Here is a 22,281-nt window from a genome sequence, read left to right on the forward strand (position 1 = left end):
CCCATGCCGGTTCAGGTCGAAATCATCAGCCCGGAAAAGCTGCTCTTCCGCAAGGAAGTCGAAATGGCAGTCATCCCGGGCGAGGAAGGCGATATCGCGGCCATGCCGGATCATGCGCCGATCATGCTCCTGCTGCGCGGTGGCGTCGTCTCCCTTTACGAGGGTGGCGTCGTGACCGAGCGCTTTTTCGTCTCCGGTGGTTTCGCCGACATCACGGCTGATCGCTGCACGATTCTGGCTGACGAGGCCCTGCCGATCAAGGACATCGTCCTGACCGACGCAGAATCGCGTCTTGAGACTCTTGAGCTCCAGCTGACCAATGTCGCGGCTGATGATCTTGCCGATATCGAGCGTATCTCCCGCAAGATTCAGGCCACGCGTGCTGCGATCGAGGCGGCCGAGGCTGCACACCCGATCTACTGATTGGGCATAATTTTTCACTGGAAAGGCCGGCTGCCCCTGTGGGCGCCGGCCTTTTTTGTTCGGTCCTTTACTGAGTTTGCCTGGAATGCAGTCATAATCTGGCGCTGGCTCGCGGGGCGTCATCAGCTCTGACGTCAGGTCTTGGCGTGAGACGGTGTTGTCGCACCATCGTCTTGGATACCAGCGACAGGACAGCGCCCCGGGCGCAGCCACGATGTCCCCGCAATAGAAGCGGAAAGACAGGGCGGGATCTTGGGCGCCTCCGTGCCGGATAGAGCCACTGCCGCTGTTCAGCCCATCCAGATTAGCCTCGTAACCTCAGCCGCGACCGCGATAGCCGGGAACATCCTGTGCAGGCACCCACACGCCCTCGGGCGGCAGGCCAGTCTGCCAGAACACGTCGATGGGAATACCCCCGCGTGGATACCAGTAGGCACCAATACGCAGCCATTTCGGGTTCAGCACCTCGACCAGTTTCGTGGCAATGCTGACAGAGCAATCCTCATGAAATGCGCCATGATTGCGGAAGCTGGTGAGATAGAGCTTGAGCGACTTGCTCTCGACGATCCACTCATCCGGAATATAGTCGATCACGATATGCGCGAAATCGGGCTGACCTGTCACCGGGCAGAGTGATGTGAACTCAGGTGCGGTGAAACGCACCACATAATCGCGGCCCTTATGCGGGCTCGGCACACGTTCGAGCGTCGCGGTTTCCGGGCTGTCCGGTTGCACGGTCTGTCGGCCAAGCTGGCTGAGTGCCGCGAGATCGTTCTCTGATGTGGTCATGTGGGTCTGCCCTGATGTATGGATGGGGAATGCAAGTGTCTCAAGCCGGTTTCCCAGCCCCAGTCATCGTGTCTTCTACAGACGATTTGGCGCAACTCTGCGCCCGACTCAAGCAGGAGCCGTTCGTTACGATCGATACGGAGTTCGTGCGCGAGCATACATACTGGCCGGAACTTTGCGTGGTGCAGCTTGGCGGTGTGTCGGATGTTGCCGTGATTGACACGCTGGCACCGGGGATCGACCTTGCGCCGTTGGCCGATCTGCTGGCAACGGAAAGCTGCGTCAAGGTGTTTCACGCTGCCCGTCAGGATCTGGAAATTTTTCTGCATCTGTTCGACGCCTTGCCGCGCTCCATTTTCGACACTCAGGTGGCGGCGATGGTGGGAGGGTATGGTGATCAGGTGGGTTATGACACGCTGGTCAATGCCATTACCGGGGCCAGCATCGACAAGACCCATCGCTTCAGCGACTGGGCAGCGCGTCCCCTGTCCAAGGCACAAATCGCTTATGCCGCAGCCGATGTCACGCATCTGCGCAATGTCTATCTTGCCTTGCACGATGAGCTGGAAAAGCAGAACCGTCTGCACTGGGCAGATGCCGAGCTTGCCATCCTGAATGATCCGGCTACCTTCCGCCCTGATCCGCGCCGCCAGTGGGAGCGGCTGAAGGCCCGTACCAACAACCGTCGCATGCTTGGCGTCTTGCGTGAGGTTGCGGCATGGCGTGAACTCGAGGCACAGGCGCTGAACATCCCGCGTCAGCGCCTTATCCGCGATGAGAGCCTGCTCGAAATTGCCGCTGTTCGCCCGCAGGATACTGACGCTCTCTCCCGCGTGCGGGGTGTTTCGCGTGGTTTTGCAGAGGGCAAGGCGGCGCCAGGTCTTCTGGCGGCGATCCAGACAGGTCTCGATCTGCCCGAGACGGACCTTCCGCGGCCGCCGCGCAAATTCGAGGGTGCCAAGCCCTCTGCTGCACTGGTTGCGCTGCTGAAAGTCGTGCTTGCCGCCAGCTGCGAGGCCAACCGCGTAGCCCCCAAGCTTGTCGCCACGGGTGAGGATCTGGACAGTCTGGCACTGGGTGAAACCGATAGCCCGGTTCTCAAGGGATGGCGTCGGGCCGTTTTCGGGGAGGACGCCCTTGCGCTGCTGCGCGGTGATATCAAGCTTGCTGTCGAAGGCCGCTCGGTCAGGCTGATACGCAACGACCAAGCCTGACCCAGAGCTGGCGTCATGGCGGGATCGGCGGGGTAGTCAGGGATTATCACGTCATTCTTTGGTAATTCATCCGGGTTCTGATTGACTTGGGCAAGAGCTGTGTGTTTATGCGCCAGTCTCATCACAGAAAAATCCTGTTTATGGATTGAGCAAGTCGTAGCGACACCCTAGTTTTACGTCACAGGACTGAATGAGGAGCACGGGCGATGGAATGGACTGACGAAATAATCTCCCGTCTTCAGACGCTTTGGCAGGAAGGACTATCGACAGCCGAGATCGGGCGACAGCTCTCGATCACGAAAAATGCTGTCGTGGGCAAGGCTCATCGTCTTGGTTTGCCGCCGCGCCCTTCGCCCATCCGTGCAGGGGCCAAGTCCCGCAAGGATGCTGCTCCTGAGACGGGCGTGGATACCACATCGGCGCCGTTCGTTGAATCTGTCGCGCCAAAAGCTGCGGAACCGGCCACAATCCCGGCCAGCGAAAAGCTGCCTGCCAAAGCTGCTGAAAAGCCCGTCGAGGCGGTGCAGAAAAAGGCCAGTGAAGTTGTCGGCGTCAAGGCAGCACCTGCTGCATTGGTAGAGGATGCGCCGGCCCCGGTCATGGCTGGCCGCCCGATCGCCGCCACGCCGACATCGTCTGCTGCCGGATCGGCTTCGGCCAGTCCCGCTGCGACAAGCGAAGATGAGCCTGCCACTGCCGCGAAATCCGCTCCGCCCCGCAAATCCGCAGAGGCCAAGACCATGGCGCCAGATCTGATGCTCCGCCCGCTCCTGCGCCCGCTGACGGCCGATACGTCACCGCGTCGTGGTCCGGCCTGCTGCTGGCCCAACGGCGATCCTGGAACCCCGGGCTTCCATTTCTGCGGAGCCAAGCCCGTTCCCGGCAAGCCCTACTGCGCCGAGCATTGCGCGATTGCTTATGTAAAGCTGCGTGACCGTCGCGAAAGCGTTGGCTGAAACGGGCCTGAACAAGGATGAATAAAGAAAAGCCCGGTCTGACAGGACCGGGCTTTTCTGTTGCATATGGCCAAGAGGGATCAGGCTGAAGGCGTGGTCTCTTCAGTCTTCTCAGCTGCGGGGGCAGGGGCCTCGACGGGGGTCGGGCGGGCAGGCATGTCACCTGTGATCATTTCCAGATGACCTGTAATCTGGCCACCATCCTCGACCTGCAGACGGCGGGTGCGCGTCTTGCCAATCAGACGGCCCGTAGCACGCACGGTCAGATTGCCACGGACGGTCAGCGTGCCGTCGATCGTGCCCGCAAGGTCGGCATCCTCGACTTCAATTTCACCGCGGAAGACACCGCCCTGTGCAACGGAAAGCTCGGTTGCCTGAAGCAGGGTGGCCTCAACCGTTCCCTCGACAACAAGGCGTTCGGCATCCTGAATCGAACCCTGCACTGAAATACCGCGTCCAACGACCAGCGTACGGCGGTCGGTCACTTCACGGCGCCCGCCAGGTGCCGAAGCTGCTGCGGCTGCAGGACGGGCTGGGGCTGCCGGGGTGGCAGGCGTTGCAGGTGAGGGAGGGGTGGGGAACGGCGAACGACCCATCGCGGCAGAATCCTTGACTTGTGAGGCTGGTGAGGCGTCAGCCGCTGGGGCCGGACGCTCGGGGAAAAGCGAAGCGCTGCCCGTCGTGGGGGCAGCCGGTTTTTGGCCGATACTGGCCGATGCACCTGAAGATGAGGGCTTTGCTGTATCTTCTGGTTTGCGTCGTTTGAACAAGAGAACCCCGCTGCGCGTTCTGAAAGGTGGCGGTTCGGGTGCCGCTGGCGGCTGGTGGCAGACGCAAAATCACCCGAGGGATACTCTGCGCCCTGACCCGGCTTACACGTTATTTTGCGCAAGCGACAAGCAGATAAACAGCAGGTTTTCGCGGTTTTTGACCCTGACCCGCTCTTGTGTCATGGCCTGTCGGAAAGAATGCCGAACCTGTCGTTCACGCAACATTACGATCACGTCTGATCATGTTGATTTCAAGGCGTGAACCTTGTTTTCTCCACTAAATTTCATCGCATCGGAGCCCTCATGACTGCACCCACTCTCGATCTGCTCTGCATCGGCAACGCGATTGTCGATATCCTCGCGCCGGTTTCACATGAGACACTGACGGCGCTCGGTTCGCCACTGGGCAGCATGACATTGATCGATGCCGATCAGGCCGCTTCTATCGAGGCAAAGATCACCCCGGAGCAGATCATGGGGGGCGGTTCCGCCGCCAACACGGCAGTCGTTGCCGCCCGTCTGGGCGCTCGCGTCGGGTATCTGGGCAAGGTGGCAGATGATGAGGCAGGGCTTGGCTATGCCCGAGACATCGCCGCGCAGAAGCTGTTCTACCCCTCAGCCCCCGTCCGGAATGCCGATCGCCCCACCGCGCGTTGCATCATTCTCGTCACGCCTGACGGGCAGCGTACCATGCACACCTATCTGGGCATCTGCACCGAGTTCGGACCCGAGGATGTGGATCAGGCCGCCGTCTCCGCCGCCGCCGTGACCTATATGGAGGGCTATCTGTTCGACAAGGACCGCGCGCAGGCCGCTTTCATCCTTGCGGCCGAGACGGCGCACAAGGCCGGTCGCCGCGTGGCCCTGACCCTGTCGGATACGTTCTGCGTGGCACGCCATCATGCTGCCTTTCGTGCGCTGGTCGCCGGGCATATCGATATTCTCTTCGCCAATGAGTCCGAGATCTGTGCCCTTTACGAGACCGAGGATTTCGATGCCGCCGCCACGCAGGCCGGGCGTGACGCTGCCCTTGTCGTGCTGACCCGCAGCGAAAAGGGCGCGGTCATTCTCTCCAATAGCGAGAAGCTGGTCGTTCCGACGGAACCCGTAAAGGTGGTCGATACGACGGGTGCTGGCGATGCCTTCGCTGCCGGATTCCTGGCTGGACTGGCCAAGGGCCGCAGCCTCGAAGCATGTGGCCGTCTGGGCAACGAAGCTGCTGGTGCGATCATTACCCGCATGGGCGCACGCCCTGCCGCGGATTTCGCGCTCAAGGCCTGAAGGCTGTTTCGGGGCGCCGCCCCGAACCCTGCCAAAGGGCGGTCGCCCTTTGGAAACCTGCGCCTCTATATCTTGCCTTACTACACAGGGAAGAAAGGGCTCAACTCTTTCAGAGAGGCGGGGCAGGGGCCTGTATTACGTTGGAAGAAGGCCCGGGAATGCTAAAAAACCCGGTCTTTCCGATCCTTTCATTGCACTCTGACGGGAAATTGTGCAGAACACGGCCAATCCGTCAGTCCCGGCTTTGTGTCGTTCCCAGGGAGCGATCCGGCAGGGCATGACCCTGCAAGCCCGATCAGGACCGCTTCATGGAAATCCGTAACATCGCCATTATCGCGCACGTCGATCATGGCAAGACCACCCTTGTTGACCAGCTTCTCAAGCAATCCGGCTCGTTCCGCGAAAACCAGCACGTTGCTGAGCGCGCGATGGACAGCAATGACCTCGAGCGTGAGCGCGGCATCACCATTCTTGCCAAGTGCACCTCGGTCGTCTGGAACGAGACGCGCATCAACATCATCGACACGCCGGGCCACGCCGATTTCGGTGGTGAGGTCGAGCGTATCCTGAGCATGGTGGACGGCGCGATCATCCTGGTCGACTCGGCTGAAGGCGCTCTGCCGCAGACCAAGTTCGTGCTGGGCAAGGCGCTGGCCCGTGGCCTGCGTCCGATCGTGGTCGTGAACAAGATCGACCGTGGCGATGCCCGCCCCGACGAAGTTCATGAAGAAATCTTCGACCTGTTCGCAGCTCTTGGCGCCGACGAGCATCAGCTTGACTTCCCGATGCTGTACGCCTCGGGTCGTCAGGGCTGGGCCGATCTGGAAATGAACGGCCCCCGCAAGGATCTGTCCCCGCTGTTCGACCTGGTGCTGCGCCACGTGCCGACGCCGGGCCTCGACAAGGAAGCCCCTTTCGGCATGGTTTCGACCATTCTCGAAAGCGACAACTTCCTGGGCCGCATCCTGACGGGTCGTATCGAGCAGGGCCGCGCCCGCGTGAACATGCCGGTGCGCGTGCTGCGCCCCGATGGCACGATCGTGGAAACGGGTCGTCTGACCAAGCTGCTGTCGTTCCGCGGTCTGGATCGCGTGCCGGTGGATGAAGCCGAAGCCGGTGATATCGTGGCTGTGGCCGGTCTGTCCGACGCCACCATTCCCGATACCATTGCAGACCCGGCTCTCGACGCCCCGCTGCCCTCGACCCCGGTCGATCCGCCGACCCTGACCATGACCTTCCGCATCAATGACGGCCCTCTGGGCGGTCGTGAAGGCAAGAAGGTGACGTCGCGCCAGATCCGTGATCGTCTGTTCAAGGAAACCGAAGGCAACGTGGCCATCAAGGTGACCGAGAGCGCCGAAAGCGAAGCCTTCGAGGTTGCCGGTCGTGGCGAACTCCAGCTTGGCGTGCTCATCGAGACCATGCGTCGCGAAGGCTTCGAGCTGACCATCGGTCGTCCGCGCGTCCTCTTCCGGAACAATGAAGAGACTGGCGAGCGTGAAGAGCCGTACGAAGAGGTTCTGGTCGACGTTGACGAGCCCTATTCGGGCGTGGTCGTCGAAAAGATGTCGATGCGTAAGGGTGTGATGCAGGACATGCGTCCGTCGGGTGGTGACAAGGTCCGTCTGACCTTCCTCATCCCGTCGCGCGGCCTGATCGGCTATCACGGCGAGTTCCTGACCGACACGCGCGGCACGGGCATTATGAACCGTCTGTTCGCAGGCTATAAGCCTTATGCAGGCACGATCGATGGCCGTCGCAACGGCTCGCTGATCTCGGCAGAAGATGGTGCGACCACGCAGTACGCCCTGTTCTCGCTGCAGGATCGTGGCACGCTGTTCGTCGAAGCTGGCGAAAAGATTTACACCGGCATGATCCTGGGTGAGCATTCGCGCGAGAACGATCTCGATGTGAACGCTGTCCGTGAAAAGAAGCTGACCAACATCCGCGCCGCCGGTAAGGACGATGCACTGCTTCTGACGCCGCCGCGCAAGATGAGCCTTGAGCAGGCGATTGCCTATATCGAAGACGATGAGCTGGTCGAAGTGACGCCGTCTGCCGTGCGTATCCGCAAGCGTTACCTGGACCCGAATGAGCGCAAGCGCATGTCCAAGGTCAAGTCTGACGTCTGATAAGGATGTGTTTCCTGACCGGTTGGTATCAATCGGTCAGGAGGCATTCTGACAGGATGACAAGGCCCGTTCAAAAACGAACGAGTTCTTGAGGAAAGGTCACCGGTAGCGGTGGCCTTTTTTTATGATCATGTCGGCATTAAGGCTTAAACAAGCCTTTACCGTGCGATTACACGCATTTTATCTAATTTTCTCCAAGACGAGACAGTAAAATACTGATAGCGTCTGTTACGTCATAAGTTCAGGTGGTCTGTTCTACAGTCTGGCTGACGCCTGTGATTATGTAAATTCGTATTCTGGAGCTTGTTACATGCTCGTTTTCAATCGTCGCCTTCTCACCGGCGTTGCCGCTCTTGCCATGACGCTGAGCGCTCCTGCTTTCGCCCAGACCACGCAGGAAGCCGCCCCGGCGGCCCCAGCTGCTGCGGCCCCTACCACACCGGAAGCCACGGCTCCTGCTCCGGCTTCTGAAGCTGCCCCGACGGCTGGTACGGAAGACAAGGCTGCCAAGCATAAGCATAAGGGCAAGCACAAGCACAAGCACCACAAGAAGGGTGCAGCAGCTGCCGCCGAGAAGGACGCTTCCGGCAACTAATCGGTCCTGAGACTGGTTACGGAAAAGGGGTCGGAAACGGCCCCTTTTTTTGTGCCTGACGTCTGGCGGGTGCTATGATGAACGGTATCGAGGGGGGGGCTGATGACGGTCGATGTAGATCAGATATTGGAGGAGATATTCTTTCCCGACGAAGACGGTCAACGCGCGTCATTCAGAAGTGGTGACAAGCGGTTCGCCTATTATACGAGTGCGGATACCGCGATAAAAATCATTGAAAAAGGCGAAATCTGGCTGCGCAATGCGACAGTCATGAACGATTTTCTTGAAATCGAACACGGCCATCAATGCATTGACGCGCTGTGGGCGGGAGACGAAGGTGAGCGGCTCCGCCAATTTATAGAGAAGATCAAACCGGGTGGTGTGGCTCATCTATGGTCTCTGCTGACGGGCATTAGCCGGGACCGTTACGCTGGAACCTATATCACATCTCTGACTGAACACGGGCAGAATGATTCTGAGAACAAATTTGGTAGATTGTCGATGTGGCGTGCCTATGGAGGCGATACGAACGCGTGCCTCGTTATCGATCCTATCGTTATCAGAGACGAAAAACGCAACGATGGACTATTTATAAGCCCGGTTCTCTATAAAGATCCAAATGGCTTCATAAGGTACTTTTCTAATATTATAGATCTCATGAACGAACATATCGATATCGTTCGGAATATAGATATAGTTGAAATATTATACAGTTTATTCACGCATTTTTCGGTTATTTTGAAACACCCGGGCTTTCATGAAGAGAAAGAATGGAGAGTTTATACGGGAAAATACCTGTCGCCGAATCGTGAGATTCCCCTGCCGGTCACGCCGGTTTCTGTTGGGGGCGTACCGCAAAAGATCGCACAGATTAAGTTTGAACACCTCAAGGACAGGCAGGGACAACCATTGAACGCGGATAAGATCATAGAGAGAGTGATCATAGGCCCGTCGCCTTACGGTATCGTTCTTAAGGAGGCCATTGGAGATGCTATGGTAACAGCGAGTTTTGGTAATCCCGGTGATCGCGTTATCAATTCAAATATTCCCCTACGCAGGTGACAGAGAAACAGTGCCAACTCTGGGCGGGGTGAAGGGGGCAAGCCCCCTTCCGGGTTCAGGGCGGAGCCCTGAAGCATCTCAGGACGTGTAGCGGTCCAGCGACAGATCCAGTGAGGGGATGTCGGTGCGCTTGCCGCTGATGCGGTCTGCGAGGATGCGACCCGAGCCGCAGGCCATGGTCCAGCCCAGCGTGCCGTGGCCCGTGTTCAGCCACAGATTGCTGTAGCGCCCGGACGGACCGATGACGGGTGTGCCATCCGGCGTGCAGGGGCGCAGCCCGGTCCAGTAGCGGGCACGGCTCAGATCGGCACCGCCGAACATGTCGTTGAACGACAGTTCGAGCGTTTCGCGACGGTCCTGGCTCAGCTTGAGGCGCCACCCCGTCAGTTCTGCCGTACCACCAATGCGAATACGATCGCCAAGGCGTGTCATGGCAACCTTGTAGGTCTCGTCATTGACCGTCGAGGTCGGAACACGGCTTTCATCGGTGATCGGGGCTGTCAGCGAGTAGCCCTTGACCGGATAGACCGGCAGATCGAGTTCGATGGGCTTGAGCAGGCGGGGCGAGTAGCTGCCCAGTGCCAGCACATAGGCATCGGCCGTCAGGCGCCCCGCACTGGTGCGGATACCGTAGATGGCGTCGCTCGCCGCTTCGATGGCTTCGATTTCGGTGCGGAAGCGGAAGCTCACGCCCTTCTCCGCCGCCATGGCGGCAAGGCGCTGTGTGAAGAGATAGGCATCTCCGGATTCGTCACCGGGCAGACGCAGGCCACCCTTGAGAATCTGGCGCGCACCGGCAAGGCCGGGCTCGTATTTCAGCACGTCGTCCATGCCCAGCAATTCGTGGGCTACGCCGCTTTCCTCAAGCAGGCGCATGTCCTCATGGGCATGCTCGATCTGCTTGTCGGTGCGGAAGAGCTGGATCAGGCCCTTCTGTCCATCGTCATAGGTAATGCCGGTGCTGCGGCGCAGTTCGGCCTGACAGTCACGGCTGTATTCCGCAATGCGCAGCATACGGCTCTTGTTGATGTCATAGGCATGATGCGTACAGTTGGTCAGAAGCTGCGTCATGAAGCGCAGCATCGGCATGTTGACGGCGGCAGCACGTACGACCAGCGGCGCGTGCTTTTCGAGCATCCAGCGCATTGCCTTGAGGGGCAGGCCCGGCATGGCCCAGGGCGTGGAATAGCCGGGGGAGACCTGACCGGCATTGGCAAAGGAGGTTTCGAGCCCGACGCCCGGCTGGCGGTCGATGACCTCGACCTCATGACCCTGCTCGGCAAGATACCAGGCTGTGGTGACGCCGATGACACCGGCGCCCATGACGATGATCTTCATTGTGAACTCTCGATATATTCACGATGGAAGCGCTTCCCGAGTCCGGTCAGCAACTCATATCCGATCGTATCCAGTGCCGCGGCCAGTTCGTCCAGCGGACGATGGGGGCCGATCAGCTCGAAACCGGTGCCGGGGGGCAGGGGTCTGTCTCCCAGCGCGGTCAGATCCAGCGCCATGCAGTCCATCGAAATCCGCCCCACGATGGGCAACAGGATATCAGGGCTGTCAGGCAGAACGGCGCTGGCAAGGCCACCGCCGCGTCTGTGGAAACCATCGGCATAGCCGACGGAAAGGGTTGCGATGCGCGTGGGCTGTGTCGCGATGAAACGCGCGCTGTAGCCTACCGCCACATCCGGGGCGATCCAGCGATCCTGCACCATGCCGGCCAGCAGGGTGACAACCGGATGCATGGGATTGGCGCGATCCGGGGTCGGGTTGCCGCCATAGAGTGCATAACCCGGCCGGACCAGATCATGATGGAAGGCTTCCCCCAGAAAAATACCGCTCGACGCTGCAAGACTGGCAGGCAGGGCCGGAAGCTTGCGGCGCAGAGCGTCGAATTGCAGGCGCTGCCCTTCATTGCGCGGCGACTGGTATTCATCCGCGCAGGCCAGATGGCTCATGATATAATCAATGGCCAGATCGGTCAGGGTGTTTTCGGCAATAAGCGTATCGATATCGGCCTCGGACAGACCAAAGCGCGACATGCCGCTGTCGAGCTGAAGCAGGCAGGGGGAGCGCATGCCAGTATCACGACAGAGCGCTGCCCAGCGACGCACATGGTCGAGGCTGTTCAGAACCGGGGTGAGCCCTTTGTCCTGCAAAAGCGCCTCGCTGCCCGGTGCCGGGCCATTGAGGATACAGATGACAGCATCGGCCGCCAGGATGGGGCGTAGCTCCAGCCCCTCCTGAACGGTGGCCACAAAGAACCGACGGCATCCGGCGCGATAGAGGGCAGGGGCGACACGCGTCACACCCAGCCCGTAGGCATCCGCCTTTACCGCGGCCCCGACGGTGACATCGGGTCCCACACGGGATTTCAGCAGCTGGTAGTTCTGCTTGATGGCGTCGAGGTCGATACGAAGCCATCCACCGGCACGTCTGACGACGTCGGTTTGCGCCTCGTCTGGCTGGGTTGTCATCAGGGTTCGCGTCTTTCGATCATTTCGGGATCATACTAAACCGGGGCCCTGTCACGGCTCAAGACCCTGACGGCACACCCTTGCTTGTGGAATATTCAAAGTGAAGGGCCTGATCGGGGTGGACGATGGGATGAATGGCATGGGCTGCCATGGCTCCCTCGCTGAATCCCTGCAGGATCAGCTTCAGCTTGCCGGGATAGGTGGCGATGTCACCAATGGCAAAAACGCCGGGCAGGCTGGTTTCCATGCTGGAGGGCGTGACGGGAATCGTGCTGCGCACGGTATCGATGTTCCAGGTGGCAATCGGGCCGAGATCGGTCGAGAGACCATAGAAAGGCAGCAGCGTATCGGCTTCGATGCGACGGGTCTGGCCCTCAAGATCGATCACATCGACCGCGGTAAGGGCGCCATTCTCGCCCTGCAATGCGTGAAGCTGATAGGGCACGACTTTTTCGATACGCCCTTCGGCCACACGGGATTCGATCTGGGAGAGGGTTTCGGGTGCACCACGAAAGCGGTCGCGGCGATGAAGCAGGTAGATCTTTTCCGCGATGTCGGAAAGCGACAGCGCCCAGTCGAGGGCGGAATCGCCACCGCCCGCCACCACAATGCGCTTGCCTGCAAAATCGGCACGCTTGCGCACGTAGTACTGGACAGCGCCACTCGCCTCATAGGCATCCAGCCCATCGAGCGGCGGGCGATTCGGGCCGAATGCGCCCGCTCCTGCCGCGATGATCACGGCGCGCGCCGTCACCACATTGTTCTTGTCCGTCTCGAGCGTGAAGGCGCCGCGCTGGCCCGACAGCTTTTCCACGCGCTGGCCCAGAAGGCGGGGCACATCGAAGGGGGCGATCTGGGCATCGAGCGCGGCAATCAGGGCACCGCCTTCAATGGAAGGATGCGCCGGAATGTCATAGATCGGCTTTTCAGGATACAGCGCCGCGCATTGGCCACCAATCTCGCTCAATGCATCAATCAGCACGCATGAAAGTTTGAGCATGCTGCACTCGAACGCGGCAAAAAGCGCGGTCGGCCCTGCACCGATAATGGCTACATCGATGTCGAGAGGGGTCTGGCCCATGTCAGCTTTCATCCATATCTGTCCGGCCTGTCGGCTCGGTCATGCTTCGCAACGAGGCTGAAAGAAACCACATTCTTTCCTGCGATGCACCCCCCTCACATGGCTTCTGTGCCTGTTGGGTCGTGTCACTCTGTTTGCGGGCGGTTGTCGGCTGATAGACGGCCGGAGAAGCCCACCCTTGCCGTGCCGCTGGGGCTTTGATACGAGAGACCCAGCATCAAGAGCCGGTATCGTTTTACCGGCGCCAACCTGCTCCCGGGCAAGGTGGTATCTCCGGGCAACCGGAGAGATGTGGCCGCTCCGGCAATCTCGGGACACGCCACACCCTCCTTGCCGCAAGCCCATACTGCTTTTTCAGACGCGCAAGGATTTCCAGCCTGTGGCCCAGCAATTTGCCAGTGACAATTATGCCGGTATCTGCCCCGAAGTATGGGACATCATGCATCAGGCTAATAAAGGCTCCGTTCCGGCCTATGGCGATGATGAATGGACCAGCCGCGCTGCTGACAGCTTTCGTGCACTGTTCGAGACACGCTGCGAGGTGTTCTTTGCCTTCAACGGCACGGCGGCCAATTCGCTGGCGCTGGCGGCGCTCTGTCAGTCCTATAACAGTGTAATCTGCTCGTCTTTCGCCCATGTCGAAACCGATGAGTGTGGAGCCCCCGAATTCTTCTCCAATGGCTCCAAACTGCTGGTGGCGCGGACGGATCATGCCAAGCTTTTCCCCGAGGATATCCGGGCGCTCGCAACCTGTCGCAGCGATATCCATTACCCCAAGCCCAAGGTGGTGACGATCACTCAGCCGACCGAGACGGGCGAGGTCTATTCCCTGGGCGAGATACGCGCCATTTCAGAAACCTGCCACGAACTCGGGCTGCGTCTGCATATGGATGGCGCACGCTTTGCCAATGCCTGTGCGGCGCTGGGCTGTACCCCCGCCGAAATGACGTGGCAGGCGGGGGTGGATGTGTTGTGTTTCGGTGGCACGAAGAACGGCATGGGGGTAGGCGAGGCCATTCTCTTTTTCGACTCAGCCCTTGCCGAAGGCTTTGACTATCGTTGCAAGCAGGCCGGGCAGCTGGCCTCGAAAATGCGCTTCATTTCCGCGCCCTGGATCGGTCTGCTCGAAAGCGGGGCCTGGCTGCGAAACGGCGCGCATGGCAATAGCTGCGCCCGTGCCCTGGCCTCGCTTATCGAGGCGCTTCCGGGCTTGTCGCTCATGTTTCCCGTGCAGGCCAATGCGGTGTTTCTCAAGGCGCCAGAGGCCGTGCTGGAGGGGCTGCGCGAGCGGGGCTGGCGTTTTTACACCTTCATCGGTGGGGGGGCGCGTTTCATGTTTGCATGGGATGCCGATCCGGCCCGTGTGACGCAGCTTGCCGATGACATCGAGGCCCTTGCCGCGTGAGCCCAGCGACACTTGCTTCCATCCATGCGTTATCGGCCTCCACCCTGTCGGATCTTGATATGGCAGGAACGGCGGTTTTCGCGATCTCCGGCGCGCTTGTGGCAGCCAAGGCACGGCAGAACATCGTGACCTTCGCCTTCTTTGCGGCCATGACAGGGGTCGGCGGCGGGACGTTGCGTGACCTGCTGATTGGTGCTCCGGTGTTCTGGATGCATGCGACAGCACCTCTGGCCGTGTGTCTGGGTATCGCCTTGCTGGTCTGGTTCACGCCGCATCGCTACTGGCACGAACGGGCGATCGACTGGTTCGATGGTCTGGGGCTGGCATCCTATGCCGTTTACGGCGCCGCCAAGGCCATTGCCTACGGTATTCCCTGGCTGCCAGCTGCCATCATGGGCGTGGTGACAGCCTGCATGGGCGGCATCATACGCGATGTTCTGGCCGGACTCCCCTCGATCGTGATCCGCCCGGAATTATACGTCACCGCCGCCGCGCTGGCTGCCGGACTTTATGTTGGCCTGACAGGGATGGGTGTGCAGCCCATCCTGGCTGGCGCGGTTGCTGTCGTCCTGGGCTTCGCCCTGCGTGGATATGCCATTCTGCACAAGGTCGATCTGCCAGCCTACCGGCGGTAGGGCGCAGCAAGACCTCCCCCCCCCGAGTTCGCCGCGAAAGAGGCCCTGTCAATGACAGGCCTGCGCCTTACGGCGAGATTTTTCTGGAACCGACCGGGGCGTTCCACAGTGTTTGACAATGACAGGTAAAGCGAGACCGTGTGGTTACTCACAGTACTGCGGTCTTTGCCATGACAAAAAGCGCTGACCTAAGTGAGCGGGTAAGCCAGCCGTCGCTCGGCTCAATATGCTTTCCCCTACCCATCATTCCTATGCGGTTCTAGACTGGCCTCCATGAATGTCCTGTCTTTGCCCAATCAGCCCGCCACCGAAGCCCTTGCTGTCCGTCTGGCAGAGTTGTCGCGGCCGGGGGATGTGATTGCGCTGCATGGCGAGATGGGTATGGGCAAGAGTGTTTTTGCCCGAGCGTTCTTGCGTGCCCTGGCGGAGGATCCTTTGCTCGAAGTGCCCAGTCCAACATTCTCTCTGGTGCAGATCTATGAGTTGCCCAAGGCCAGCGTGGCGCATTTCGATCTTTGGCGGCTGGACGGACCTGATGCCCTGTTCGAACTGGGCTGGGACGAGGTTCAGGAAGGAATCATGCTGGTGGAGTGGCCCGAGCGCGCGGGTGACGAGCTTCCTTCGCATGCCCTGCATCTGACCCTTTTGCCGGGGCTGGGAGAAACAGAGAGGCTGGCGCAGGTCACGGGGTGGGACGACCGGCTGTGACACTGGCGACGATCCCACCCGATCGCTCCTTTCTCGACGATGTGGCGCGTCGCTGGCTGGCCGGACCGGCGCGGCAGGAGGCCGATAATGCGCTGATTCTTGTGCCGAGCCGACGCGCTGCCCGTAATCTCACCGAGGCGTTTTTGCGCTCTCTGGATGGCAAGGCAGCGCTGCTACCCCGCATCGTGCCGGTTGGTGATGTGAACGAGGAGGATCTGGCGCTTTCGGGAGCCGAGGCGTTTTCCTTCCCGCCTGCGGTGGACAAGCTGCGCCGCCTGTCGGTTCTGGCGGCGCTGGTGCTTCAGGCCAGGGGCGTGTTCAGCGCTGACCTGACCCTTGAGCAGGCCTGGCCGCTGGCCTCTGCCCTTGCAGAGCTGATGGATGATGCCGAACGCGTTGGTGTCGATCTGCGCGAGCGTCTGCCCGATGCTGCCGAGCCACGCTTTGCCGATCACTGGCATAAAACGCTGCAGTTTCTGCACATCGTCACCGAGGCCTGGCCGCAATGGCTGAAGGAAACCGGGTTGATGAACCCGGTCGCGCGGCAGGTGGCGGTCCTGCAGGCGCAGGCGGCGCGCTGGCGCGATGTCCCGCCTCAGGGGCCGCTCTGGGCTGTCGGATTCACCGATGGCATGTTTGCCGTCTGTGCTATCCTGCGTGCGGTGCTCGATGCGCCCCAGGGCTGTGTCATTCTGCCCGGTGTGGATCTCGATCTGCCGGAAACGCTGTGGGACACATTGCCGGAAAGCCATCCGCAATCCGGATTTCGTCGCCTTGTCAGCGATCTGGGTGTTTCCCGTGAAACCATCGTGCTCTGGGACGACCTCCCGACCAACGCGGACAAGGCCGCCGCACAGGCCCTTCAGGCGCGTGCCGCCCTGACCAGCCTGTTCATGCGCCCGATGGAAGGCCTTTCGGCCTGGGGAGAAAGCACGACCCCCCTGCCACTGGCCGGCATCACGCGTGTCGATGCCGATGACCAGCAGCAGGAGGCCGCCAGTCTCGCCATGATCCTGCGTCATGCGGTGGAGACTCCCGGCCGGACGGCCTCACTGGTAACACCTGACCGCGCTCTGGCGCGTCGCGTGGCAACGGAACTGCTGCGTTACGGCATTGTGGCAGATGACAGCGCAGGTGAGGCGCTGGCGCTCGCGCCTGCTTCCATCCTGCTGCGCCTTGTGGCCGAAGCGGCTGTCGCCAATCTGGCCCCCGTTGCCCTGCTGGCGCTGCTCAAGCATCCGCTTGTCGCGCTGGGCAGCACACCGGGCAATTGTCGTGCCACGGCGCGTCGCCTTGAGCGACTGGTGCTGCGCGGTCCTGCGCCACCACCCGGCATGGCCGGATTGCGCCTTGCGCTGCAGAAGCAGGACCAGAGCGCGGCCGAGACGGCAGACAGCCCCGATCAGGTCGAGCCACTATCGGATTTTCTGGAACGGCTTTCGGAAGCGATGTCGCCTCTTCTGGAATGTGGGGATCTTCCCCTGCCGGATCTGCTCACCCTGCTCGTTCGTGCCGCAGAGGTGCTGGCCACGACATCGGATCAGCCGGGTGAAGAGCGGCTCTGGCTTGGGGCAGAGGGCCACGCCCTTTCGCGCCATGTCGCCAGCCTGATGACTCATGGTGCCGTTCTGCCGCCGCAGGGTCTGGCGGCCATGCCTGCCTTCCTTCTTGCCTCGATGGCGGGGCAGATGGTGTTTGGCCAGCGCGTATTGCAGGGGCGCGATGGCGAAGCCCTTCACCCCCGTGTCTCGATACTGGGCGTGCTTGAGGCCCGGTTGCAGTTTGCCAATCTTGTCATTCTGGGGGGGCTCAACGAGGGGATATGGCCGCCTGCCACCGACCCCGGCCCGTGGCTCAGCCGCCCAATGCGCACGCGCGCAGGCCTGCCTTCGCCAGAACGACTGGTGGGCACGGCGGCGCATGACTTCACCACAGCGTTCCTGTCAGGTGAGGAAATTGTCCTGTCGAGTGCATCGCGACGCGATGGGGCCCCTGCCGTCCCGGCACGTTGGCTTGTGCGGCTCGATGCCCTGCTTGAAGGACGCGGGCAAAACCTGCCCAGCCATCCGGCCCTTTTCTGGCAGGTCCATCTGGACCAGCCACAAGGGGCAGCCCGTCCGGTGCCGCCGCCTGAACCGCGCCCGCCTGTGGCCCGCAGGCCAAGACGGCTTTCGGTAACGGAAATCGATCTGTGGTTGCGCGACCCTTACGCCATCTATGCCCGTCATGTGCTGGGCCTGAGAGCCCTGCCTGCTCTGGAAGAGGCAGCGGATCGCTCGGATATCGGTGTGGTGGTGCATGACGGCATCGATGCCTGGCTGGCCGCAGGGCAAAACGGGGGCAGGGCGCTTCATGCAGCGTTGCTCAAGGCGATGGAGGGGCGAGACCTTCGGCCAGCTCTTGCAGCCTGGTGGCGTCCGCGCCTGATGCGTATTGCCGATTGGGTTTGCGAGCGCGAGGCCGGGAGAGAGAAGCCGGCCCGGATCAGTACCGAGCAGAAAGGCACCCTGACCCTGACGCCGCCCTATGCACCCTTCAAACTCAATGCACGCGCAGACCGGATCGAGATCGGATCTGACGGGCGGGCCACCATCATCGATTACAAGACAGGCAGCCTGCCAAAGGTGAGTGATGTGGAAGCCGGGTGGAGCTCGCAACTCGTGCTGGAAGCCGCCATGCTGCGCCTTGGTGGTTTTGCCGGCCTGCCGCCCGCCGAGACAGCCTCTCTGCTTTACTGGCGACTGACCGGCGACCGGAATCGCGGTGAGGAACTTTCGGTACCGCGCAAACCGGAGGATCTCGCCGACCTGGTCGAGACATCCCTCGACAGGTTGCGCCGACGCATCGAGGCTTTCGATAACCCGGCAACAGCGTATCGCTCACACCCGCACCCCGATTATGTGCCGCGCTACAGCGATTACGCCCATCTGGCGCGCGTGTCGGAATGGAGTGCAGCGCGTGAGGAGGGCGGAGAATGAGCCAGAACCCGGCGCACACCCCCCCGGCGCACAATACTTCGGCGCACAATACTCCACTTGGCAATGCCCAGATCATCGCATCGGCCAATGACATCCAGCGTCTGGCTTCCGATCCGCTGGCGTCGGTTTTTGTCTCGGCCTCGGCAGGCAGTGGCAAGACCAAACTGCTGATCGACCGCCTGTTGCGGCTCATGCTGCCTGTTCTGGTGCCCGACCCGCAAACAGGTTCCCCCGTACTTCTGCCCGGCTGTGACCCTGCCCGCATCCAGTGTCTGACCTTCACGCGAGCGGCAGCCGCCGAAATGGCCAATCGACTGCAGTCCCGCCTCGGGCGCTGGGTGTCGCTACCCGATGCGGCGCTGGATGGTGAATTGCACGCGCTGAGCGTACCCGTCTCCCCTGAGACACGTCAGGCAGCGCGCGCGCTTTTCGTGCGGGTGCTTGATCTGCCCGGCGGCATGAAGATCGGCACGATCCACGCTTTCTGTCAGTCGTTGCTGCGTCGTTTCCCGCTGGAAGCTGCAATCAACCCGCATTTCACCCTGATGGAAGAGACGGATTCCGGTCTTGCTCTGGCCAATGCCATCGAGCAGACGCTCTCACGCGCCGCCCGCGACCCCATCATGGAAGAAAGGCTCTCCCTGCTGGCCGGGCAGGTCGGGCTTGAAGACTATCTCGATCGCATCAGGGCGCTTCAGGGACGTGCGGCGCGGCTGCGTCAGAGTTTTGCCCGATGGCAGATCGAGCCGGGGCGCATCGAGCGGGCCTATCGGCGCGCTTTCGATGCTGGTGAGGAAAGTCTTGACGACCTTCTGGCCCAGCGCACGGTTTCGCCTGATGAGGCGACGCTGCGGCGTTGCGCCCAGGAGGCGCTCCCCCTTGGTACACCGCCCATGCAGGCCATGCTGGGCCGGATGCTGGATGCTCTGTCCCGCACACCGCAGGAACGGGATGCAGAGGACTGGTATGCAGTTTTCGTCACCGGTACCGGCACACCCCGCGCTGCCAGGGGCTTCGTGCCCGCTGCCATCAACCGGGATCGCCCCCATATCATGGAGGCGTTTACCTGCGAGGCCGAGCGGCAGATTGCGCTGGGGCGCCGCATTGCTGTCCAGCGTCTGATCGCGCTCAATCTGGCCCTGTTCGCGCTGGCGGCACCTACATTGGAGCGTTATGCGCAGGACAAGACGCTGCGTGGGTTGGTCGATTACGATGATCTGATTGCCAGTACGCGCGACCTGCTGCGCGACCCGGGCGCATCATGGGTGCTCTACAAGCTCGATGGTGGGCTCGACCACCTGCTGCTGGACGAAGTGCAGGATACGTCTGCCGCGCAATGGGAGATCGCCACAGCCCTGATCGAGGAATTCTTCGTGGGTGAAAGTGCCCGCGACATGGAAGGGCGGCCCCGAACGGTTTTTGCCGTGGGTGACTTCAAGCAGTCCATCTATGCCTTCCAGGGAGCTGATCCACAGGGATTGTTCCGTGCGCGCGACCGTTTTCGTGACATGGTCATCGGTGCCGCGCAGGAATGGCGTACGCCCGAAATCGGGGTCTCGTTTCGCTCGGTTGCCCCGGTTCTTGATCTGGTCGATGCCGTCTTTACCAACCCACTGGCCGCAGACGGACTGCGCGAGCCGGGGCGCGATACCCTGCCGCCCCATCGCTCTGCCCGCCCCGGTCAGGGGGGGCGCGTCGAGCTGTGGCCTCTGGTGCCGAAGGATGAGAAAGACGGCATCGACGACCCCTGGGCCGCGCCGACAGGCAATGCGGGGCAAAGCCGCGCACCGCAGAAGCTGGCCGATCATCTTGCCCAGTGGATTGCTGCCCAGATTGGCAAACCGCCCCAGCCCGGTCAGACACCGTTGCGGGCCGGTGAGGTGCTGGTTCTGGTGCCACGTCGCTCATCCTTCCTGCGTGCCCTGATCCGTGCCCTGAAGGGGCAGGGGGTGGAGGTTGCCACACTCGTCGGGGTCGGGCTGACGGATTCGCTGGCGGTGCAGGACATGATGGCGCTCTGTCATGCCCTGCTGCTGCCTCAGGACAATCTCACCCTGGCTGCCGTGCTGACCTCCCCATTCGGGGGTGTCAGTGACCATTCACTGATGGATCTGGCGATGGAGCGAGGTGAGATACCGCTCTGGACAGCCCTGCGGGAGCGCCATCGTGAGCGTCCGGAATGGCAGAGTGCCTGGGAGCGTCTGTCAGCGCTTCAGACCCGAATCGATTTCGCCACGCCCTATCAGATTCTCGCCGATGCGCTCGGCCGTCATGAGGGTCGGGCAAGGGCGCTCGCCCGTCTTGGTCCCGAGGCCGCCGAACCGCTCGATGATCTGCTTTCCGCCGCCTTGCGCTTTGAGGCGCTGCACGCCCCGTCCATGCAGGGCTTTCTGCACTGGCTGGCGTCAAGCAGCCTGACCGTCAAGCGTGAAGCGGAGGCCGAGATCGATGCCGTGCGCATTATGACGGTGCATGGCTCCAAGGGGTTGCAGGCCCGGCTGGTGGTGCTGCCCGACATGACCGGTGACGTGCAGGGTGAGAAAAAGCTGCTCTGGACACATCAGAATGGGCTTGATCTGCCAGTCTGGATGCCCGGTAAGGAACTGGCGTCTGACTTGGGTGACAGGCTCAAGGCCGAGGAGAAGGCCGCAGCCCAGGCCGAACGTAACCGTCTGCTTTATGTGGCGCTGACACGCGCCAGTGACTGGCTGGTGGTGTGCGGTTGGGAGCCAAGAAAGAAGCCTGCGGAAACCTCATGGTATGCATTGTGTGAGGCCGGGTTCCAGTCGCTCGCTGCCGTTCCCGCGCCGTTTGAGGGTGGTTGGGAGGGGGAGACCCTGATCATTGAGGCGGCACCTGCCGAACCGGCCCGCACGGTCAGAGCGGTCTCACCGGTCGTGCCCGACGCCATGCCGGCCATCTTCGGCCAAGCACCGGAGTGGCATGCTTTGGCTGCCCCCCAGGAATCACCTCTGACGCGCCCCCTAGCGCCGAGCCGCCCCGACAATGCGCAGTATGGCGCCGCGCCGCCCGCCCTCTCGCCCCTCAGGCTGGTGGCCGGGCGTGAGAACAGGCGGGCCCGCGCGATCAATCGCGGCACACTAGTCCATCGCCTGCTTCAATGGTTACCCGACAGGCCGGAAGCGGAATGGCGGGGTCTGGCTCATGACTGGCTTTCTCATCCGTCGCACGATCTGTTGCCTGACGATGTGACGCGTCTTGTCGGGCAGGTGCTGGCCATACTCACCGACAAGGCGCTGGCACCGCTTTTCGGACCGGGTAGCCTTTCGGAGCAGCCGGTTACCGGCGTGGCCTTTGGTCAGGTGGTGCTGGGGCAGGTGGATCGCCTGTGCGTCAGTGACAGTCAGATCATGCTGTGCGATTACAAGACGGGGCAGAACCCGCCACGGCCCGGTCAGGCCATACCTGCCGCCTATCGACGACAGATGGAAGCCTATGGCGCAGTGCTGAAGCAGATCTATCCCGATCATGAGCTCGTCATGGCGCTGGTGTGGACCGAAGGCCCCACTATCAGCTTCATTCCCCCACACGCCTCATCATGAGGGGGCCGTCCGTGCTGAGGGGGGACAGGGGCTTGTGCAGCCTGATCCTCAGCACGGAAGGGTGATGGATTTCAGACCCGGTTAGAGCGTTTTCCTCTCAATCTGGCTCGTATCCAGCGGCGGTGAAGAAGTTGGCGCATTCTGCGGGCGCGACCTGATCGATGAGTTTGCCGATCCTGTTCCAAAGCCCGTCGCGGGTGCGTTCGGCG

The 22,281-nt window shown here is 61.5% G+C and carries 17 protein-coding genes, 1 pseudogene and 1 riboswitch; of the genes and pseudogenes, 12 read left to right on the forward strand and 6 right to left on the reverse strand.

Going from position 1 to position 22,281, the window contains the following annotated elements:
* Positions 1-3: 3 nt before the first annotated feature.
* Complete coding sequence (gene atpC / locus ACWNRM_RS06440) at positions 4-423, forward strand: ATP synthase F1 subunit epsilon (protein WP_485169886.1); 420 nt, start codon at positions 4-6, stop codon at positions 421-423.
* Positions 424-741: 318 nt separating this feature from the next.
* On the opposite strand, the gene queF is transcribed toward atpC, so the two are convergent.
* Positions 742-1,212 (reverse strand): preQ(1) synthase, encoded by a 471-nt coding sequence (gene queF, locus ACWNRM_RS06445; protein ID WP_023979818.1) that lies wholly within the window; start codon positions 1,210-1,212, stop codon positions 742-744.
* Positions 1,213-1,241: 29 nt separating this feature from the next.
* On the opposite strand from queF, the gene rnd reads away from it, so the two are divergent.
* Together rnd and ACWNRM_RS06455 are read left to right on the forward strand one after the other, a co-directional pair.
* A complete protein-coding gene (gene rnd, locus ACWNRM_RS06450) occupies positions 1,242-2,426 on the forward strand; it encodes a ribonuclease D (protein ID WP_485169885.1) in 1,185 nt (394 codons plus the stop codon).
* 206 nt (positions 2,427-2,632) lie between these two features.
* Positions 2,633-3,382 (forward strand): GcrA family cell cycle regulator, encoded by a 750-nt coding sequence (locus tag ACWNRM_RS06455; protein ID WP_485169884.1) that lies wholly within the window; start codon positions 2,633-2,635, stop codon positions 3,380-3,382.
* Between the two features lie 80 nt (positions 3,383-3,462).
* Here ACWNRM_RS06455 and ACWNRM_RS06460 read toward each other — a convergent pair whose 3' ends face one another.
* A complete protein-coding gene (locus tag ACWNRM_RS06460; RefSeq protein WP_485169883.1) occupies positions 3,463-3,978 on the reverse strand; it encodes a bactofilin family protein in 516 nt (171 codons plus the stop codon).
* Between the two features lie 477 nt (positions 3,979-4,455).
* On the opposite strand from ACWNRM_RS06460, the gene ACWNRM_RS06465 reads away from it, so the two are divergent.
* The 4 genes from ACWNRM_RS06465 to ACWNRM_RS06480 all read left to right on the forward strand — a co-directional run bounded on the left by ACWNRM_RS06465 (position 4,456) and on the right by ACWNRM_RS06480 (position 9,222).
* The gene (locus ACWNRM_RS06465) at positions 4,456-5,433 is read left to right on the forward strand and encodes an adenosine kinase (protein WP_485169882.1); all 978 of its coding nucleotides are present in this window, start codon (positions 4,456-4,458) and stop codon (positions 5,431-5,433) included.
* Positions 5,434-5,741: 308 nt separating this feature from the next.
* On the forward strand, positions 5,742-7,565 hold the full coding sequence (gene typA / locus ACWNRM_RS06470) for a translational GTPase TypA (RefSeq protein ID WP_485169881.1): 1,824 nt from the start codon (positions 5,742-5,744) through the stop codon (positions 7,563-7,565).
* Positions 7,566-7,875: 310 nt separating this feature from the next.
* Positions 7,876-8,160 carry a hypothetical protein gene (locus ACWNRM_RS06475; RefSeq protein WP_485169880.1) on the forward strand — a complete coding sequence of 95 codons (285 nt, stop codon included), beginning with the start codon at positions 7,876-7,878 and terminating at the stop codon, positions 8,158-8,160.
* A 102-nt stretch (positions 8,161-8,262) separates the two neighbouring features.
* Positions 8,263-9,222: a DUF2971 domain-containing protein gene (locus ACWNRM_RS06480; RefSeq protein WP_485169879.1), complete on the forward strand. Its 960-nt coding sequence runs from the start codon at positions 8,263-8,265 to the stop codon at positions 9,220-9,222.
* 78 nt (positions 9,223-9,300) lie between these two features.
* Here ACWNRM_RS06480 and ACWNRM_RS06485 read toward each other — a convergent pair whose 3' ends face one another.
* Genes ACWNRM_RS06485 through ACWNRM_RS06495 form a run of 3 tightly spaced genes read right to left on the reverse strand, consistent with a single transcriptional unit; the run spans position 9,301 to position 12,783 of the window.
* Positions 9,301-10,560, reverse strand: a complete 1,260-nt coding sequence (locus ACWNRM_RS06485) for a D-amino acid dehydrogenase (protein WP_023979251.1) — start codon at positions 10,558-10,560, stop codon at positions 9,301-9,303.
* Complete coding sequence (gene alr, locus ACWNRM_RS06490; protein ID WP_485169878.1) at positions 10,557-11,702, reverse strand: alanine racemase; 1,146 nt, start codon at positions 11,700-11,702, stop codon at positions 10,557-10,559. The genes ACWNRM_RS06485 and alr overlap by 4 nt, the downstream gene beginning before the upstream one ends.
* Positions 11,703-11,760: 58 nt before the next feature.
* Positions 11,761-12,783: an NAD(P)/FAD-dependent oxidoreductase gene (locus ACWNRM_RS06495; protein ID WP_309682360.1), complete on the reverse strand. Its 1,023-nt coding sequence runs from the start codon at positions 12,781-12,783 to the stop codon at positions 11,761-11,763.
* Positions 12,784-12,992: 209 nt separating this feature from the next.
* A riboswitch (SAM-I-IV-variant riboswitch) is annotated at positions 12,993-13,104 on the forward strand.
* A gap of 58 nt (positions 13,105-13,162) precedes the next feature.
* Between ACWNRM_RS06495 and ACWNRM_RS06500 the strand changes: the two genes are divergently transcribed.
* From ACWNRM_RS06500 to addA, 5 genes are all read left to right on the forward strand, one after another.
* Entirely contained in the window at positions 13,163-14,188 is a 1,026-nt protein-coding gene (locus ACWNRM_RS06500; protein ID WP_485169877.1) for a threonine aldolase family protein, read from the forward strand.
* Positions 14,185-14,823, forward strand: a complete 639-nt coding sequence (locus tag ACWNRM_RS06505; protein WP_485169876.1) for a trimeric intracellular cation channel family protein — start codon at positions 14,185-14,187, stop codon at positions 14,821-14,823. Before ACWNRM_RS06500 ends, ACWNRM_RS06505 begins: the two co-directional genes overlap by 4 nt.
* 273 nt (positions 14,824-15,096) lie before the next feature.
* A complete protein-coding gene (tsaE, locus tag ACWNRM_RS06510) occupies positions 15,097-15,531 on the forward strand; it encodes a tRNA (adenosine(37)-N6)-threonylcarbamoyltransferase complex ATPase subunit type 1 TsaE (protein ID WP_485169875.1) in 435 nt (144 codons plus the stop codon).
* Positions 15,528-18,509 carry a double-strand break repair protein AddB gene (gene addB / locus ACWNRM_RS06515; RefSeq protein ID WP_485169874.1) on the forward strand — a complete coding sequence of 994 codons (2,982 nt, stop codon included), beginning with the start codon at positions 15,528-15,530 and terminating at the stop codon, positions 18,507-18,509. Before tsaE ends, addB begins: the two co-directional genes overlap by 4 nt.
* On the forward strand, positions 18,506-22,072 hold the full coding sequence (addA, locus tag ACWNRM_RS06520) for a double-strand break repair helicase AddA (RefSeq protein WP_485169873.1): 3,567 nt from the start codon (positions 18,506-18,508) through the stop codon (positions 22,070-22,072). Before addB ends, addA begins: the two co-directional genes overlap by 4 nt.
* Positions 22,073-22,169: 97 nt before the next feature.
* Here the strand turns inward: addA and ACWNRM_RS06525 are convergent.
* Positions 22,170-22,281, reverse strand: a pseudogene (locus tag ACWNRM_RS06525) (IS630 family transposase); the annotation flags it as partial.

It is taken from the genome of Asaia sp. A2, assembly GCF_057319415.1.

Coding starts and splice junctions, on each gene's coding strand:
- ACWNRM_RS06460 (WP_485169883.1), bottom strand. CDS start 3,978: ATGGGTCGTTCGCCGTTCCCCACCCCTCCCTCACCTGCAACGCCTGCC.
- ACWNRM_RS06455 (WP_485169884.1), top strand. CDS start 2,633: ATGGAATGGACTGACGAAATAATCTCCCGTCTTCAGACGCTTTGGCAG.
- rnd (WP_485169885.1), top strand. CDS start 1,242: ATGCAAGTGTCTCAAGCCGGTTTCCCAGCCCCAGTCATCGTGTCTTCT.
- alr (WP_485169878.1), bottom strand. CDS start 11,702: ATGACAACCCAGCCAGACGAGGCGCAAACCGACGTCGTCAGACGTGCC.
- tsaE (WP_485169875.1), top strand. CDS start 15,097: ATGAATGTCCTGTCTTTGCCCAATCAGCCCGCCACCGAAGCCCTTGCT.
- queF (WP_023979818.1), bottom strand. CDS start 1,212: ATGACCACATCAGAGAACGATCTCGCGGCACTCAGCCAGCTTGGCCGA.
- ACWNRM_RS06475 (WP_485169880.1), top strand. CDS start 7,876: ATGCTCGTTTTCAATCGTCGCCTTCTCACCGGCGTTGCCGCTCTTGCC.
- atpC (WP_485169886.1), top strand. CDS start 4: ATGCCGGTTCAGGTCGAAATCATCAGCCCGGAAAAGCTGCTCTTCCGC.
- typA (WP_485169881.1), top strand. CDS start 5,742: ATGGAAATCCGTAACATCGCCATTATCGCGCACGTCGATCATGGCAAG.
- ACWNRM_RS06480 (WP_485169879.1), top strand. CDS start 8,263: ATGACGGTCGATGTAGATCAGATATTGGAGGAGATATTCTTTCCCGAC.
- addA (WP_485169873.1), top strand. CDS start 18,506: ATGAGCCAGAACCCGGCGCACACCCCCCCGGCGCACAATACTTCGGCG.
- ACWNRM_RS06495 (WP_309682360.1), bottom strand. CDS start 12,783: ATGGGCCAGACCCCTCTCGACATCGATGTAGCCATTATCGGTGCAGGG.
- ACWNRM_RS06485 (WP_023979251.1), bottom strand. CDS start 10,560: ATGAAGATCATCGTCATGGGCGCCGGTGTCATCGGCGTCACCACAGCC.
- ACWNRM_RS06465 (WP_485169882.1), top strand. CDS start 4,456: ATGACTGCACCCACTCTCGATCTGCTCTGCATCGGCAACGCGATTGTC.